General features: G+C 52.2%; 13 protein-coding genes. 4 read left to right on the top strand and 9 right to left on the bottom strand.

Annotation, left to right across the window (positions count from 1 at the left end; translation table 11 throughout):
• Positions 1–8 precede the first annotated feature (8 nt).
• Both CLV60_RS06770 and CLV60_RS06765 read left to right on the top strand, forming a co-directional pair.
• Positions 9–1,082: a sensor histidine kinase gene (locus CLV60_RS06770; protein ID WP_106594945.1), complete on the top strand. Its 1,074-nt coding sequence runs from the start codon at positions 9–11 to the stop codon at positions 1,080–1,082.
• Positions 1,083–1,094: 12 nt separating this feature from the next.
• Positions 1,095–1,823, top strand: coding sequence for a LytR/AlgR family response regulator transcription factor (locus CLV60_RS06765; RefSeq protein ID WP_106594619.1), 729 nt, complete (start codon positions 1,095–1,097; stop codon positions 1,821–1,823).
• 203 nt (positions 1,824–2,026) lie between these two features.
• Here CLV60_RS06765 and CLV60_RS06760 read toward each other — a convergent pair whose 3' ends face one another.
• The 6 genes from CLV60_RS06760 to CLV60_RS06735 form a co-directional block, all read right to left on the bottom strand.
• Positions 2,027–3,151, bottom strand: coding sequence for a mannonate dehydratase (locus CLV60_RS06760; protein WP_106594618.1), 1,125 nt, complete (start codon positions 3,149–3,151; stop codon positions 2,027–2,029).
• Between the two features lie 6 nt (positions 3,152–3,157).
• Positions 3,158–4,693: a SusD/RagB family nutrient-binding outer membrane lipoprotein gene (locus CLV60_RS06755; protein ID WP_106594617.1), complete on the bottom strand. Its 1,536-nt coding sequence runs from the start codon at positions 4,691–4,693 to the stop codon at positions 3,158–3,160.
• A gap of 19 nt (positions 4,694–4,712) precedes the next feature.
• Positions 4,713–8,165, bottom strand: coding sequence for a SusC/RagA family TonB-linked outer membrane protein (locus CLV60_RS06750; RefSeq protein WP_229210850.1), 3,453 nt, complete (start codon positions 8,163–8,165; stop codon positions 4,713–4,715).
• Between the two features lie 32 nt (positions 8,166–8,197).
• Positions 8,198–9,217 (bottom strand): FecR family protein, encoded by a 1,020-nt coding sequence (locus CLV60_RS06745; protein ID WP_106594615.1) that lies wholly within the window; start codon positions 9,215–9,217, stop codon positions 8,198–8,200.
• 44 nt (positions 9,218–9,261) lie between these two features.
• Complete coding sequence (locus tag CLV60_RS06740) at positions 9,262–9,948, bottom strand: RNA polymerase sigma-70 factor (RefSeq protein ID WP_106594614.1); 687 nt, start codon at positions 9,946–9,948, stop codon at positions 9,262–9,264.
• A gap of 266 nt (positions 9,949–10,214) precedes the next feature.
• Positions 10,215–10,895, bottom strand: a complete 681-nt coding sequence (locus tag CLV60_RS06735) for an outer membrane beta-barrel protein (RefSeq protein WP_106594613.1) — start codon at positions 10,893–10,895, stop codon at positions 10,215–10,217.
• A 99-nt stretch (positions 10,896–10,994) separates the two neighbouring features.
• Here CLV60_RS06735 and CLV60_RS06730 point away from each other — a divergent pair, with 99 nt between their 5' ends.
• A complete protein-coding gene (locus CLV60_RS06730; protein ID WP_106594612.1) occupies positions 10,995–11,363 on the top strand; it encodes a VOC family protein in 369 nt (122 codons plus the stop codon).
• 1 nt (position 11,364) lies between these two features.
• Here the strand turns inward: CLV60_RS06730 and CLV60_RS06725 are convergent, their stop codons facing one another.
• The 3 genes from CLV60_RS06725 to CLV60_RS06715 all read right to left on the bottom strand — a co-directional run bounded on the left by CLV60_RS06725 (position 11,365) and on the right by CLV60_RS06715 (position 13,584).
• The gene (locus CLV60_RS06725; RefSeq protein ID WP_106594611.1) at positions 11,365–12,045 is read right to left on the bottom strand and encodes an outer membrane beta-barrel protein; all 681 of its coding nucleotides are present in this window, start codon (positions 12,043–12,045) and stop codon (positions 11,365–11,367) included.
• Positions 12,046–12,184: 139 nt separating this feature from the next.
• Positions 12,185–13,069: a dihydrodipicolinate synthase family protein gene (locus CLV60_RS06720; RefSeq protein ID WP_106594610.1), complete on the bottom strand. Its 885-nt coding sequence runs from the start codon at positions 13,067–13,069 to the stop codon at positions 12,185–12,187.
• A 53-nt stretch (positions 13,070–13,122) separates the two neighbouring features.
• Positions 13,123–13,584, bottom strand: a complete 462-nt coding sequence (locus CLV60_RS06715; protein ID WP_106594609.1) for a cupin domain-containing protein — start codon at positions 13,582–13,584, stop codon at positions 13,123–13,125.
• A 101-nt stretch (positions 13,585–13,685) separates the two neighbouring features.
• Between CLV60_RS06715 and pdxR the strand changes: the two genes are divergently transcribed.
• Positions 13,686–15,116: a MocR-like pyridoxine biosynthesis transcription factor PdxR gene (gene pdxR, locus CLV60_RS06710; protein WP_106594608.1), complete on the top strand. Its 1,431-nt coding sequence runs from the start codon at positions 13,686–13,688 to the stop codon at positions 15,114–15,116.
• Positions 15,117–15,184: the final 68 nt, after the last annotated feature.

The raw sequence follows: 15,184 nt of genomic DNA, 5'->3' as shown, positions 1-15,184 counted from the left end.
TTACGTCAATGACCAGAGAAAACACAAAAGGCGGCGTAGTGGTCGCGATGCATTTGCTTGCATGGGCTTTGCTCGGCTTTGTACTTGTATTTTACCAGCCGTTATCATGGGGTGTGAGTCTGCCCGCTGTATTTTGGGTAAAACAATTCCTGAATTTCGGGTTGCTCGTAGCCCTGTTCTATTTCAACTCCCACTATCTCGTCCCGAATTATCTGCTGAAAAACAGGATTTTCGTATTCATCCTGTGGGTGATTGCATTGGTTGTATTAATGCTGGCGGTTAGTAAAATAGCCGATCAGCAGCTGGAAATCCGTCGGCACATGGAGCATATTATGCCCCGTCCAAGGCACCGCGGAGGTCCTCCCAAGCCCCGGCACATCATTGATGGTATCCTCCTCATGACCACATTGCTGGTGATAGGCGTAAGTACCAGCATGGCTGTGATCCAGCGGTGGCAGGCCGACGCACGCCTGCGCGACGCCGTTGAAAAACAGAACATTACGTCGGAACTAGCACTTTTGAAGGCGCAGATCAACCCGCATTTCTTTTTTAACACACTCAACAATATATACGCGCTGTCGTACACCAATGTCGAGGAGTCGCGCGAGGCTACGCTTACGCTCTCGCGCATGATGCGCTATTTGCTCTATGAAACGCAGCAGGACGTCGCCCCGCTCAGCCGCGAATTCGCGTTCATCGACGACTACATCGAATTAATGAAACTGCGCGTGCAAAGCAGCAGCCATGTGCAATACACCCGCGACGAGCCTGTGCCCGATTTCCCCATCGCGCCGATGCTGCTGCTGCCTTTCATTGAAAATGCATTTAAACACGGCATTAACGCCTCCCAAGAGTCCGAAATCAGGATTCACGCGGGTTTACTAAATGGCGCATTGAAGCTCCATGTAGCAAACCATATTTTCCCGGCGCAGAATGTGGCTGGAACCGAAAGCGGCGGCATCGGCCTTACCAACACGCGCCGACGTCTCGACCTTTTGTACCCTGAAAAGCACCGCCTGGAAATCCATACCGACGAACGCGCGAACACTTATACCGTAGACCTGACCATCAACCTGACGTAAACCATACCAAGCATGACCCTGAATTGCATTACCGTTGACGACGAGCCGCTCGCATTGGGCCTGGTGAGCTCATTTGTGGAGCAAACGCCATTCCTGCATTTGCACGGCCGGTACATCAATGCGCTGGACGCGCTGGAAGTGATCACGAAGGAAAACATCCATTTGGTTTACCTGGATATTCAAATGCCTGAACTAACGGGCATGGAACTGGCCAAGGTGCTCAGCCAGAGCCCTGAGACCAAAACGCGGATTGTGTTTACGACGGCCTACAACCAGTTTGCCGTGCAAGGATATGAGGTCGACGCGCTGGGGTATCTGCTCAAACCGTTCGGTTATAACCAGTTCCTGGCGACGGCTATGAAAGCCAAAAAGTACTTCGAGAACCAGCGCGAAGGCTCCAACGAACCCGAATTGGATTCGAGCGAAAATTACCTGTTCGTCAAATCGGATTACAAGCTGGTGCGCATCGACTTCGACGCCATTCTCTTCATTGAGTCATTCAAGGATTACGTCAAAATCCACCAGGCCAACGGCAGCCCGGTGGTTTCGCACAGCAGTCTGAAAGCCATCGAAGAAAAGCTGCCGTCCGCCAAGTTCATCCGCATTCACCGCTCATTCGTCGTGGCCGTCGGCAAGGTAGACTCGATCAGCAAAAGTGCGGTACATATCGGCAGCGTGGATATTCCGGTGGGGGATTTGTATAAGGATGCGTTTAAGGAATTGCTGGCTAAATGGCAATGAAATTTTGAATGATTGAATGAGTGAATGAGCGAATGATTGAATGAGTGAATAGTCAAAAAATGGTCAGGGGTAGTCATGGGTTGCTTTAATATGTAATCAAACAACACCTGACTAAAAATGACCTCCTGACCGAGCTCCATTCAGTCATTCAAAATTCACTCATTCAGTCATTCACACATTCAGTCATTCAATCATTCAATCATTCAATCATTCTTCGCCACCGCCTCCACCAGCCCCCGCATGTACCCTATCGCGAACAGCGCGCCGTAGTTGCTGTAACCGGCATTCTGGTTGCTGTCGCCGGCGACGGTAGGAACGTGGTCGGGGCGCATGGGGCCGCGGAAGCCTATTTCGTAATAGGTTTTCATGGCCTCGTACATGTCGGTTTTGCCGTCGTCGTGGAAGGTTTCCTCGAAATTCGTTTTCGTGCCGCGAACGTCACGAAAGTGCACGAAGTGGATTTTTTTACGGCTGCCGAAGTATTTGATCACCGACGGGATGTCCTCTCCCATGGTTGCGAATGTGCCCTGGCATAACGTAATGCCATTGCTCGGGCTGGGGACGATCTCGATCAGGCGTTTGAATGCATTCGCGGAAGTCATAATACGTGGGATGCCCTGTATTTTGTCCACCGGCGGGTCGTCCGGGTGTAATGCGAGCTTCACGCCTACTTTTTCGGCTTCCGGCACCACGGCTTTGAGGAAGTATTCGAGGTTCTTCCACATGGTTTCATGGGTGAAGTCGCCGTATTTCGTGAGCGGCTTATCCTTTACGTCTTCGTAGTCGAACGAGCTCACGAGTGCGCCCCCGCGTGAGGGCTTATCGAGCTTTGTGCGCGCCCAGCTGATGACCGGCATCCAGTTGTAGCAAACCGTGTCGATACCGGCTTTCGCAAGGTTTTGGATAAACTTGATAAAAGTCTCTATCTCCTCGTCTTTGCCGTCGAGCCCCAGCTTGGTTTTTTCATACAGCGACGGCGGGCCTTCAACTACGCGGTAGATAATGCCGTGCTGCTTCCAGAAATCGCGCACGGCCACAATGGCCTCGTACTCCCAGTTTTTCACATTGCTGAGGCCCACGCTTTGCGGGTTGATCCCCCCTACCGCTCCCATTACCTGCATTTGCTTCGAAAGCGCGATGCGGGTGGGATCGATACCGAAGAAATGCGCCAGGCAGAACTGCATACCGCCGTCTTTGGCAAATGCGGCGGCCGCCGTCTGCGACGCTTGCGCGGCCAGGGCTTGCGCCCCCGTTCCAACGATCGGGGCGGCAAGGGCAGCTGTGACTGCCGCGCTATTTTTAATAAACTTCCTGCGTGAATTTTCCATCTGATCCTATTGCTTGTCCCACCAGATACGCGTCATAAACACATCCGCCCCCTGCCGTTCGATCGCCGTTTTGAAGTTCGGGTTAATACCCTCTTCGCTGAGCGGGTAGCGCAGGCGGCGAGGGATCTGGCCGTTGGTATCGTTGCCGAGGTAATTCACCGGCGTCAGCACCGGGTAACCCGTTCTGCGCCAGTTGGCCCAGCCCTCAATATGGTTAAAAGTACTGGCCGACAGCAAATATACCTCCGTGTGGATCGCATTCATTTTCGCAGCCAGTGTTCCGGCTTCCGGATAAGGATTTTTGGCCGCATAGGCAGCGATATCCGTACCCGAAATAGTCGCATTAGCCCATGACATTTGCCCCAGTGCGGCCGACTGCCCTTCCTGAAAAGCAGCTTTGGCATTGCCCGTCACCCAGCCACGCTCGATCGCCTCCGCTTTGAGCAGCTGCGTTTCGGCATAGCTCATGTAAATCCACGGCAATGCGATACCGATCACGCCGGTTGCGGGACGCGAGTAGTTATCGAGGTTCTTTTCATCGAGTTTTGATAATCCGGTTGCATCGGTCGCATTCGGCAGGCCGCGCTGTTTGGCAATGCTGTTATCACCGCCTTTGATCATCGAGATCACGGGCAGACGCGGGTCCTGCCGCTCCTTCATCATATCGATCAGCGTTTTGGCCCATTGCACACCCGCGTTCGGGATATTGGTAATGTTCGAACCGCTTGGGCCGAGGATCCACGAGTTCGGATTCGAGTTGATCTCCGCGCCGGTGTTCGCAAATTTCACCGCGATGGTTTCCGTATTGCCGGCGATCAGCCCGCCATCGATGGCCCTTTTGGCCCAAAGTTCCGCATTCGCCGGATCCACCTTTTGCATCCGCATCGCCAGGCGCAGCATGAGCGAGTTGGCCGCACGTTTCCATTTGTCGAGGTCGCCGCCGTAGATGTAGTCGGCCGCTTTGGGAATGTACTGGGCCGCATCGAATGCCTTGCCCGCTTCTTCGAGCTCTTTCAGCATATCCATGTAAATAGCCTGCTGAGCATCGTACTTTGGAGAGAAATTGCCGTCTATAAAGCCTTTACCCGCTTCGAAATAAGGGATATCACCATACAAATCGGTGGTGCGGGAGAACTCCATTACTTTAATAATGCGCGCCATTGAAAGCACATTCACATTCTTAGGGTCCTGCTTAGCAACCTCGATCAGGTTCACCATGCTTTTTACAGCATAGGTATAGGAGTTATCAAAAAACGCGGAGTTGATTTCTCCCAAAAATGTATAAAAACTGCCTTTATAAAACGTCGCGTCGATGGACGACATTTGCTGGATCAGGCAAGCCGCGTACCCGAAATTGGCCCGCCAAGCTTTCGACGCAGGGCCGCTCGCGGAGCCTGTCAGCAGCAATTGCGACTGCCCCAGCAAGTAATCCACCGGCACATTGCTCGGTGCATTCGGGTTGACATTGATTTCCTCAAAATCATTGGTACAAGCACCCGCTCCGGCAAGCAATGCGAGGCATATGGTTAATTTTTTAAGCATGATTTCTCTTTTTGAAGGATCAGAATTTCAGGTTCAGGTTAACACCATAAGAGCGCGTCGGCGGCGTTCCGGCAAACTCTACACCCTGCGCGTTGCCGTTGTTGTAAGTCGCTTCCGGGTCGATGACCGGCACTTTCTTCATCAGCACGGCCAGGTTGCGTCCCACAATCGAAACCGAAGCGCCTTTGAATGGCAGCTTGCCCAGGTAGCGGCTTGGAATCGAGTATTGAAGGATGATCTGGCGGAGTTTGATAAAGTCTGATTTATACACAAATGGCGTGGCAATGGCCGAGTACCAGTTGCTGTAATACGCCTGCGCAGGCGCTTTGGCGGTGTTGGGTTCGCCGCTTTCGGTCACGCCCACGCCCGTAACGCCGCCCTCGCGGCCCACGAGCGTAGCCTCATGCAGACCAAAACGGTAAGCCAATGCATTGGTACCGGAATAAATGTATCCGCCGAACTTACCATCCACCAACACGCTCAGACTGATGCCCTTGTAGTTAAATGTATTATTCAAACCCAATGTGTAAGGCGACACGCCTGAGCCGAAGGTCTTGATATCTCCCGCCATAGCCAATCCCTGCGAATTATACACGATACTACCGTTTGCATCGCGTTTAAAATCGTAGCCCTTGATCTGGCTGTAAGGCTTGCCCACGTCCTGGTGAATGAATGCCGAGCCCGGCCGCGACTGGTCTACACGCAGCGTCTGGAGATCACCGTAAAGGCTCAGCACCTCGCTCGCATTGTACCCCATATTGAAAGAGGCATCCCAGGTAAATTGCTTGCCATTGACAATAGTTGCCCCTAAAAGCAACTCGATCCCGCGGTTGCGGATCGCTCCCACGTTGAACAACGCGCTGGTATAGCCGGATGTCTCCGAGATCGTAGCACTGACAATATCGTCTGTCGTTTTACGATCGTACACAGCAAAATCGACGTTCAAGAGGTTATTGAACAATTTAGCTTCCAAACCCAATTCCGACACCGTCGAGGTCAATGGCTGCAAACCGCCATTCGGTACGCGGGTACCGTTGATCTGCGCCAATGCAGAGCCCAAATGCGCGCCGCTCAGCGAGTAGTACAGCGACAAATTGTAGGGGTCGGTATCCCCACCGGCTTGCGCCCACGATCCGCGGAATTTCAGGTAATTGATCGCCGAGGGCATTTTCAAAGCCTCCGAAGCCACGAAACTTACACCAAACGATGGATAGAAAATGCTGTTTTTGCCCTTCGCCAGCGTTGAAAACCAGTCGTTGCGGGCGGTAGCCGTCACGAAAAGGTAATTGTTATACGAAAACTCCGCCGATCCATACACCGAGTTAATGCGTTTTTCGATGTATGCCTCAGTGACGGTGCGCGCTGCCGGATCGATGTTCGACACGTCGTAGAAAAACGGGATATTGAAGCTGTTGTTGGCGGAAACCTCGTTCAGGTTCGTTACCTGCTTCATCATATTCCCTCCGAAAAGACCATTGAATGCAAACTTCTCCCCGATCTTCCGGTTCACACCCACCAGAAGCTCCTTGTTGGTTTCGGTAAACTCGCGCAGTGACGACGTGTAGCTTCCTCTTAGCACATAGCCCGTTCCGTAAGGCTCGATACTCTTGTAACGATAATTGAAATTATCGAAACCAATGCGGCCTTTCACATAAAGCCAGTCGGTAACCGTGTATTTCGGTTCAAAAGAGGCGATTACCCGCTTTTTGTTATCATCCTGCTGGTATTGCTCCGTGGCGAAATACGGGTTCTGGGTGTACTGGTTGTCAGACCATACCTTTTCGTTCCCATTCGCATCGAACTGGGCATTTTTGAGTACATCCACATCGAGCGAAGTCGGCAGCACGTACATGGCGAAGTTCGCATTCCCGGGCGAGTCGTTCACACGCGGGCGGTTGTGGTTTTTCTCGATGATGTATTTCGCATTTGCCACGAACGAAATGCGCTTGCCAAGGTTACCATTGGTATTCAGGGCAAAGTTGTTGCGGCGGAGCGTGTTGTTCGGCAGCACACCCTTGTTGTTCAGATCATTCATCGAAAGGCGGTAGGTTACCTTTTCGGTAGCGCCGGTCAATGCCACCGAGTTGGTAAATGTGGTCCCGACGTTGTAAAACTTGTGCAGGTTATCTTTCGCGGCCACGTACGGGCGCTCGACGCCGTCGTAGTTCATCGAATTGCTCCCATCCAGGCGTCCGCCCCAGCTGTTGCGCGTGGCAGTTTCGGCTACGGTAGTCGGTTTAACACCATTACTTCCGAGGCCGTATTCGTATTGATAATCTTTGTAGGATTTAAACAAAAGATCCTCCGCGAGGAAGTTGCTATTCACTTCCACGCCGATGCCCTTATCGGCCTTGCCGCCTTTGGTCGTAACCAAAATAGCACCATTTGAAGCCCTCGAACCGTACAATGCGGCGGCGGTAGCACCTTTCAATACACTAATGCTCTCGATTTCGTCGGGGTTCAGACTCGAAATACCGTCACCGCGGTCGGAACCGGTCCAGGAGCCTTCCCGGTTGGCTCCGATGGCCACCGATCCGAGGTTATCGTTGTTGATCGGGATACCATCGACGATGATCAAAGGCTGGTTGTTGCCCGAAATGGAGCCGTTACCGCGTATCACTATACGCGACGATCCGCTTGGGCCGGTAGCCGTGCTGGAAATATTCAGGCCTGCAACCTTACCCACGAGGCTGTTCGCAATGTTGGTCGATCGCGCTTGCGTGAGGTCCTCGCCTTTCACTTCTGAAATGGCGTAACCCAATGCCTTCTTTTCCTTCTTAATACCCAAAGCGGTCACCACTACTTCATCGAGCGTCTGCGTTTCCACCGCCATTTTCACATCCACAACCGAGCGCTGGCCCACCGCAATTTCCTGTTTCTGAAAACCGATTGAAGTAAATACCAGCACCGATTCCGCGGAAGGCACATCCAGCTCATATTTCCCGTTCACGTCGGTGTTGGTACCATTGATCGTCCCCTTCACCAGCACGTTCACCCCGGGCAAACCTTCCCCATTCGCATCCGTAACCGTTCCGCTGACTTTGATTTCGGCTACCACCGACCGACTTCCCGCCAGCACCTGCACAGCGCCCGTCGAAGGCCGGCTGCCGATAGCCGAAGTTTCGATCCTGCGCGGCAAAATCATGTATGCGTTTTTCCGCACCTTTTTCAGCGTCAGGTTCGTCGATTTCAGCAATGCTTCCATGTTCTTTTCGGCCGACAGGTTCTTGTCGAACACGAAATCGGGCACGGTAATGCCGCTCATTTGGCTCTCTTCGAAGAGGATATCGGCATTGTAATATTTTTTGAGTTGCAAAAGCACGTCGAGCAGCTTCACCTGGTTGGTGGTTTGCTCCGGTGGGAGCATGCGGTTTTTATGGACATTGAAGGCCAGCACCTGGGCGTCCAAAGGCGGCGCGGCGGTGAGCATCAGGCCACAGCAAACAAATGACAGTAATGATCTTTGTTTCATACGGGGATCTGGATAGGGATATATTAAGGTCTTTATTTCTGCAAAATCAGGTAGGCCTCGCCATCGCGTGCCAGTCGGAAATCGAAAAGTTCGGAAAGCAATGTGAGCAGCTCCTCCCCGCTCTCGGGCTGAAATGTGCCGCTCACGGTGCGGTTGGCAAACCGGTTATCCTTGATTTCCACCCGGATACCATAATGCTCCTGCAACTGGGCGGCTACTTCCGACAATGGAGTCTTGTCGAAAACGAAGCGGTTACCGGTCCAGGCGATCAGCTTCTGCGTATCGGCATTGGGTTTCACAATCGGTTTGGCAGCGGATTTTGCCATGGTAACCAGGTCGCCTGGCTTCATCACGAGCTCTTTTTTCTGGCTACCTTCCGAAAACAGCACATGCACTTTGCCTTTTTTCAGCAATACCTTCCCGCCTTTCCGCCGCGTGTACACCGAAAATTCCGTCCCGAGCACCATTACTTCGAAATTATCCTCGGTTTTAACCATAAACCGCTTGTTATCAATGGTGTGGGTTACGTTAAAAAACGCCTCGCCGTTCAACTTTACCTCGCGGGTATCTTCTCCGAAACCAAACCGCGGGACTTTCATCGACGTGTTGGCATTCAGTATCACTTTGGTACCGTCCGATAGCTCCACTGAACGCGTCTCGCCAAACTCGGTTGCATAGGTTTTGTACAAAATCTGCTCACGGCCCAGCCAGGCGGTCATACCCAGCACGAGTACCGACGCCGCGGCCATTAACCACGAGCGACGCCCGATTCGCCTGCCTTCCACCACCGGAAACTGCCCCTGTGCTTTGTTTTCGGCCGTCGCTTCCGCATTCGCATTCTCACGCATGTAGCGCACGTAAGCCTCGTAACGCTCCTGGCCATCCGGGAGAAACTGCGGCGACTGCGATTGCCATTCGGCGAGCCATTCAAAATACAATTCCTGATGGTCGGCATGGGCGAGCCATTCGGCGATCAGCCGCTTTTGAGCCGGGCTTGCATTACCGGCAAAATACTGGAACAGGAGTGCTTTGTTTACTGACAATGTGTTCATATCAGTGATTTTAAATATCGAATAGTGTTAAGGATGTTTCAGGATCAGCAGAAAAGGGACGACAACGCCAGCAGCCACGTCCAATGGTCTTTCAAACCCTGCCGTAATGCGCTCAATGCCTTGCTGATATGTCCCTCGACCGTCCGGCTCGACAGGTTCATCTCGGCAGCGATCTCCTGTATTTTTTTGTTTTCAAACCGGTTGAGCATGAATACCTTCTGGCATTGCGGCGGCAGCTGTTCGACGAGCTGGTCGATGCGGCTGGCCAGTTCTTCAAAATACATCAGGGCTTCCGGGCGCTCGGGCGAAGCGACGTCGTAATGCGGCATTACTTCAAAAGAATCGGTGTTTTTCAACTCGCTGGCGAGATAGTTATAGGCCCTGTTCTGCACCGATTTAAAAAGGTAAGCCCTGTACGACGACTTCACCGATTCATACGACCGGTTTTTCCAGAATGCATAAAACATTTCGGAAACCAAGTCCGCAGCCGCGTCTTTGGAATACAGAAAACGCACAGCATAAGAACACAACGGGCTGTAATACAGCCTGAAAAGCAGTGCACATCCTTCCTCGGGGCTTTGCTCAAATGTCTTACGGATAAAGAGCTCACGGTCGGCCGAGACCCGGTCTGGCGAGACCCCGTCCGCACCCGGCCCCTCCTTGGACTTCTCCCCGCCTATTTCCCAGGAAGCACCCTTCTCATTATACTCCGAACCCGGCGATGAAAGCATTGGTAAACTTTAAAAATAAATGGGTATACTTCTAAAACAGGCTTTTAGTAGTAAGACAGGAAAGGAAGGGAGGACACGCGGTCGATTGATCTATTATTTTAAAAAATTGCATTATTCGATACTGTTTGTGTCGGAGCGACAGGATTCCATAGGCATGATTGCCAGTATCTTATAATGTCCGGTTTGACGGTTGGGATAACCGAAAAAAGTGCAGAAAATTTTGAAGTGGTACAAATTGACCGCCGACAACTGACCGCCGACCGCCGTCAGAAAGTCACGCCGGCCGTCAGTTGTAACACCCGCGCTTTGGGGAACTTATAGTCTACGCCCGCGATGTTGTAAGTTTCGAGCTTCTTTACGTTCTCGATCAGGCGAACCGTGATGGGAATAGTGACTTTCCCTGCATCTATCACTACACCGGCACTTGCCAATGCAGTCACACGGGGAGCGCCTGTTTTCTGATTACTCTGTTCATCGCTGACCGGGTCGCAGGGTACGCCTTCCGGGCACATCAGGCCTGATATTTTGTATGAGCCCCTGCTGCTCACCATGAATTGCGCTCCCAGCTCGGCAAACGGCCGTATTTTACCATCGGAGAAAGTGTACCTTGCCAATAAGGGCGCGTTGACCGACCGTAGTTTCGACGTTAATTTTAAATAGAAATTGGTGTTTTCAGCACCGGACGTGCCTTTGCTGCGGGACCCGGCGAAGTAGGGTTGCAAATGCACGGACCAGCCTTTTGCAGCGTCCTGAAAGCGATACCCGACGTCCAACCCTGTTACAATACCCTTTACCGGCTTCGCCCAGCCCTCCCTTGGTACAGAGAAAGAAAGCTGCGTGCCCAGGATCGCGCCAAATTCCCAGCGCCGAGGCTCCATCGACGACTGCGCAAAGGCGACCGTTTCGGCCATCGTTATGATCATCATCAGGGTAAAGAAATGCTTCATGGCGATGCAGGGCTAAGTTGTAACCTATTGATACATAAATGTAAATATTTACTCCATTAGAACAGAGCATATTATACTTTATTAATAAAAAATATCATTATGAATTTTAGAATCAATCAAATCACCCCGCTTCTCCTCGTCTCGAACCTCGAACATGCTATTGCATTCTATGTGCGGCAACTAGGTTTCGCGCTCGCGTTTACTTACGAAGGTTTTTATGCAGGAATCGAAAAGGACGGACATTCGATCCATTTAAAAACGGACTATAATGCGGCGAGAGGCGGCGCCCAAAAAAGCAACGACGAAGAGCTCGACCTCTTGTTTTCCGTCGATAATGTGGCGATGCTGTTCGAAGAAATTTCGAAAAAGGATATTGAAATCGTCCAGCCGCTGCGGGAAATGCCTTATGGGAGCGAGTTTTACATCACCGACCCGGACGGGCATTTGATTGCGTTTGTAGGTGTATGAGTCAGAAAGTAATCCCGGCTGTCACCTGGATCAGCTTCGTCTTCGCGCTGAGTTGAGGCGTTCCGGGAGCCAGGTCGTCGTATTTCTTTTTAATGATGCTGTCGACAAGCCGGATAGTTAACGGGACCGTGAATTTTCCAGCGTCCACTTCCACACCCGCGCTTGCGAGAACCCCCAACTTGTCTTTATCGGTGACATTCTGAATACTTCCGCCGGAAGACACCGGGGTACATCCGGCAATGCCACACATGGAACCGGATCCGCAGAGGGTAAAGGCGGTTCTAACCCTGAAATTAACCCCCAATTCTACAAACGGCCGCACCACACCCATGGGCAACGTGTACCGGAAAAACAAAGGCAAATGAACTGCTTCCCATTTCCACCGTGATTCAACATAGTACTGGCTATTTTTTTCACCGGTCACTTCTGTCTTTTTAAACGTGACAAAAGCCGGTTGAAAATGAATGGATGCCCTGGATTTTACCTTTTCAAAATCATAGCTAAAATCAAGCCCGGCAATCACTCCGGAAGCCCACTCCGTATTGCCGCCCTCATATATTCTCCCTGCAACCGGACTGCCCGCCAATATTCCGAATCGCCACTGCCTATCTTCGGAAGGCTGCTGCGCATAGGCTAAATGGCTAAGGAGTACCAAAACGAAAATACTGACAAATGCCTTCATAGGAAGAATGCTTTTTTTGTAACCAAATGACTTCTAAATATAAATTTTAGTTTGGTACATTTAAACAAATTGGAAAAGTGCAACGGGGCGATTTTTCGAAAAATCGCCCCGTTTAAATCCTTGATTTTCCAAGTACCGACTAACCTACTTCGCCCAACAAGGATTTCAATTTAAGATAATCACCCGCACCCAGCGGCGCCAGCGGACTCCTGAGCAAACCGCTCTCAATCCCCTGAATCTGTAACCCGGCGGCAATGGTGCGGGGCAATCCGTTGGCGGTGATAAAAGTGAGCAACTCCGACTGAGCATCAAAGACTTCGCGGGCGCCGGCGAGGTCGTTCGCCAGGATAGCGTCGTAGAGGCGGTGGTTCAGCTCCGGGATCAGGTTCGGGGCGGCGGTGCACCAGCCCACAGCACCAGCAGAGAACGCTGCAAGGGCCAGCGGATTGGAACCGTTGAAAAACGCGACCTCCTCCCCCAGCACGCGGCGCAGGTAATGCATCCGCTGCACGTCGCCCGTACTTTCCTTGATCATCGTTACATTCGGGATTTCAAGCAGGCGTTTCAGCAATGCCGGCGACATGTCGATACCGCCCGTGGCCGGGTTGTTATAGGCCATAATCGGAATAGAAATGGCTTCGGCCACTTTGCGGTAATGTGCGAAGATCTCGTCGTCGGTCAGTTTCCAGTAGCTCATCGGGATGATCATCACCGCAGCCGCTCCGGCAGTTTCGGCGAAGCGTGCGTGGTAAATGGTACGTTCGGTGGTGAGATTGGAGACACCTGCCACGATGGGTACCCGGCCGGCTACCACTTCAACCGTCGCTTCAACGACAGCTTCTTTCTCCTGGTCGTTCAGGTATGGCAGCACACCGGTGCTTCCCAGAGGGGCTATGGCATGTGACCCGGATGTTACGAGCCTGTCCGTAAGTTTTTTAAACAAATGAATATCCACTTTTTCTTCCGCATCGAACGGGGTAATGGGATAAGCAATGATGCCTCTTAAAGTTTTCAATTTGCTCATTCAGTTTATAATAATTTGTATTTCAAATATTTAAGGCAAATACATTAAACTACTTAAAGGTCTCGCCCCTCCTCCTCACGAAGTGCTACGCCCAGATTTTGAAGTTGCGGCGCATTCTCGCAAGCCAGGTAGCGGGCGGGCTCGGCGTCGCTCAGGTTCTGGTGACGGTGCCATGCCCAGCTCGGAATGTAAACCGCGTCGCCAGCCTGCCATTCCACGCGTTCGCCTTCCACTTCGGTGTAGCCCTTTCCTTCGAGCACGTACAAAACCGTCTCATAGGTATGGCGGTGACGATTGGTAAGCTGGCCGGGCAGCAGACCGCCGACGGTCATGCTGACATTTTTGGTAGGCAGGTCGACGAAGAATACCGGGTGCTTTCTTTCGGTCGAAAACTGGCTGTGCTCGCCTGCCTGCTCCACATTGCGGTGAATGAGTTTTTCGGGCTTCACATACACGGGACGTGCGAAGGTCTGGTGAAAATCTTTGGAACTGAATTGTTGCTTTGTTACTTCCATGGTTCAATGAATTTTGAGTGTTGCTGCATGATTGCGATACAAAACAATCGTATCTTTGGACCAGCTTACTGGTTCAGAATTTACAAAAACAAGTAGTCCAGATGTTGAGACCCTGGGAGCTCGTCATACCGCTCGACCGCGGGGAGGAAAAGGCTGTTTACATGCAGATTGCCGATGCCGTGATTGCCGCCATTCAGAGCGGAAAGCTCGTTGCGGGCAGCATTTTGCCCGGCAGCCGCCAACTCGCAGCGCAACTCAATGTGAATCGCAATACGATCGTTGAGGCGCTGGATGTGCTGACGGCGGAAGGCTGGCTGGTGTCGAAAGAACGGCGCGGGATATTCGTGGCAGATGTGAAACCGGCGGCTTCTCTTGCGACGTCATTGGTCAGGGGGGCAGGTGTGGTCAGAGAGTTGGATGTGAAGCCTTCGGTTGTATTCGATGACGGCCTGCCCGATAGCGCTTTGGCGCCGATCGACGAGCTGGCGCGGGCTTACCGGCAGATTTTCGCGCGAAAAGGGCGCTGGCAAATGATGGGTTACCGGCACGAAGCGGGTGATCCCGAATTCCGGGAGGCTATTGCGCAAATGCTGAACTACAAAAGGAGCATGCGCCTCTCCGCCGACCAGGTATTCATCACCCGCGGCAGCCAGATGGCCATGTTCCTGACCGCCCATGCGTTGCTGAAACCAGGAGATCACGTATTGATCGAAAATCCGGGATACAAGCCAGCCTGGGATGCCTTCACACACGCAGGTGCGAGCCTGTTGCCCGTGAATGTGGATGCACACGGGATCGTGATCGATGAAATCCGTGATTACCTGAAACAATACCCCGGCATCAAGGCGGTGTACATCACTCCGCACCACCAGTTTCCCACGACGGTCACGCTCAGCTTGCGGAGGCGCATGGAGCTCGTTGCATTGTCCAACGAGCATGGTTTCACGATCATCGAGGACGATTACGACCATGAATTCCATTTCAGTCCGCGGCCGGTCATGCCCGTAAGCAGCCTCGAACAGGCGCGGAACTACGTGTACATCGGCACGATGAGCAAGATTGTCGCGCCTGCACTGCGGATCGGCTACCTGGCATCCTGTGTCTCGGTGGTGGATAAGGTCACCAATCTCCGCAAGATCATCGACGTGCAAGGCGATTATATGATGGAACAAGCTGTTTTTCAACTCATTCAGGAAGGAGAAATCCGCCGGCATTTGAAACGGACTACGTCGCTTTACAAATCCAAAAGGGATAACTTTGAGAAACTGCTCCTGCAATATCTGGCTGATAAAGTGGATTTCACGAAACCGGAAGGCGGGCTGGCATTCTGGGTCACGCCTAAACAACCGGTTGATCTGGTAGAACTTGCAGCGGTATTGAAACAAAAAGGCATTGCATTGATTTCACCCGACACATTTTGTTACAAAGGCTTTGCCAATGGGTTCCGGCTCGGATACGCGTCGCTTTCGGAAGAACAAATGCAGGAAGGCATCCAGGCCATCGCCACCAACTGGCCCCCCGACCAAGCTTGACCAAAGACTATCTCTGACCACCTGACAACACCTGACCACACTTGACCATTTCCAACAAACAGCTACGA

Source organism: Dyadobacter jiangsuensis (genome assembly GCF_003014695.1).
In the GTDB taxonomy this organism is placed as follows: domain Bacteria; phylum Bacteroidota; class Bacteroidia; order Cytophagales; family Spirosomataceae; genus Dyadobacter; species Dyadobacter jiangsuensis.
Note: the sequence above shows the minus strand (reverse complement) of the source record. Positions and strands in the feature narration are given on the sequence as shown.

What these genes read in the sequence shown, in the direction of transcription:
- CLV60_RS06770 (WP_106594945.1), top strand. Translation starts at nt 9, where the DNA reads ATGACCAGAGAAAACACAAAAGGCGGCGTAGTGGTCGCGATGCATTTG.
- CLV60_RS06765 (WP_106594619.1), top strand. Translation starts at nt 1,095, where the DNA reads ATGACCCTGAATTGCATTACCGTTGACGACGAGCCGCTCGCATTGGGC.
- CLV60_RS06760 (WP_106594618.1), bottom strand. Translation starts at nt 3,151, where the DNA reads ATGGAAAATTCACGCAGGAAGTTTATTAAAAATAGCGCGGCAGTCACA.
- CLV60_RS06755 (WP_106594617.1), bottom strand. Translation starts at nt 4,693, where the DNA reads ATGCTTAAAAAATTAACCATATGCCTCGCATTGCTTGCCGGAGCGGGT.
- CLV60_RS06750 (WP_229210850.1), bottom strand. Translation starts at nt 8,165, where the DNA reads ATGAAACAAAGATCATTACTGTCATTTGTTTGCTGTGGCCTGATGCTC.
- CLV60_RS06745 (WP_106594615.1), bottom strand. Translation starts at nt 9,217, where the DNA reads ATGAACACATTGTCAGTAAACAAAGCACTCCTGTTCCAGTATTTTGCC.
- CLV60_RS06740 (WP_106594614.1), bottom strand. Translation starts at nt 9,948, where the DNA reads ATGCTTTCATCGCCGGGTTCGGAGTATAATGAGAAGGGTGCTTCCTGG.
- CLV60_RS06735 (WP_106594613.1), bottom strand. Translation starts at nt 10,895, where the DNA reads ATGAAGCATTTCTTTACCCTGATGATGATCATAACGATGGCCGAAACG.
- CLV60_RS06730 (WP_106594612.1), top strand. Translation starts at nt 10,995, where the DNA reads ATGAATTTTAGAATCAATCAAATCACCCCGCTTCTCCTCGTCTCGAAC.
- CLV60_RS06725 (WP_106594611.1), bottom strand. Translation starts at nt 12,045, where the DNA reads ATGAAGGCATTTGTCAGTATTTTCGTTTTGGTACTCCTTAGCCATTTA.
- CLV60_RS06720 (WP_106594610.1), bottom strand. Translation starts at nt 13,069, where the DNA reads ATGAGCAAATTGAAAACTTTAAGAGGCATCATTGCTTATCCCATTACC.
- CLV60_RS06715 (WP_106594609.1), bottom strand. Translation starts at nt 13,584, where the DNA reads ATGGAAGTAACAAAGCAACAATTCAGTTCCAAAGATTTTCACCAGACC.
- pdxR (WP_106594608.1), top strand. Translation starts at nt 13,686, where the DNA reads ATGTTGAGACCCTGGGAGCTCGTCATACCGCTCGACCGCGGGGAGGAA.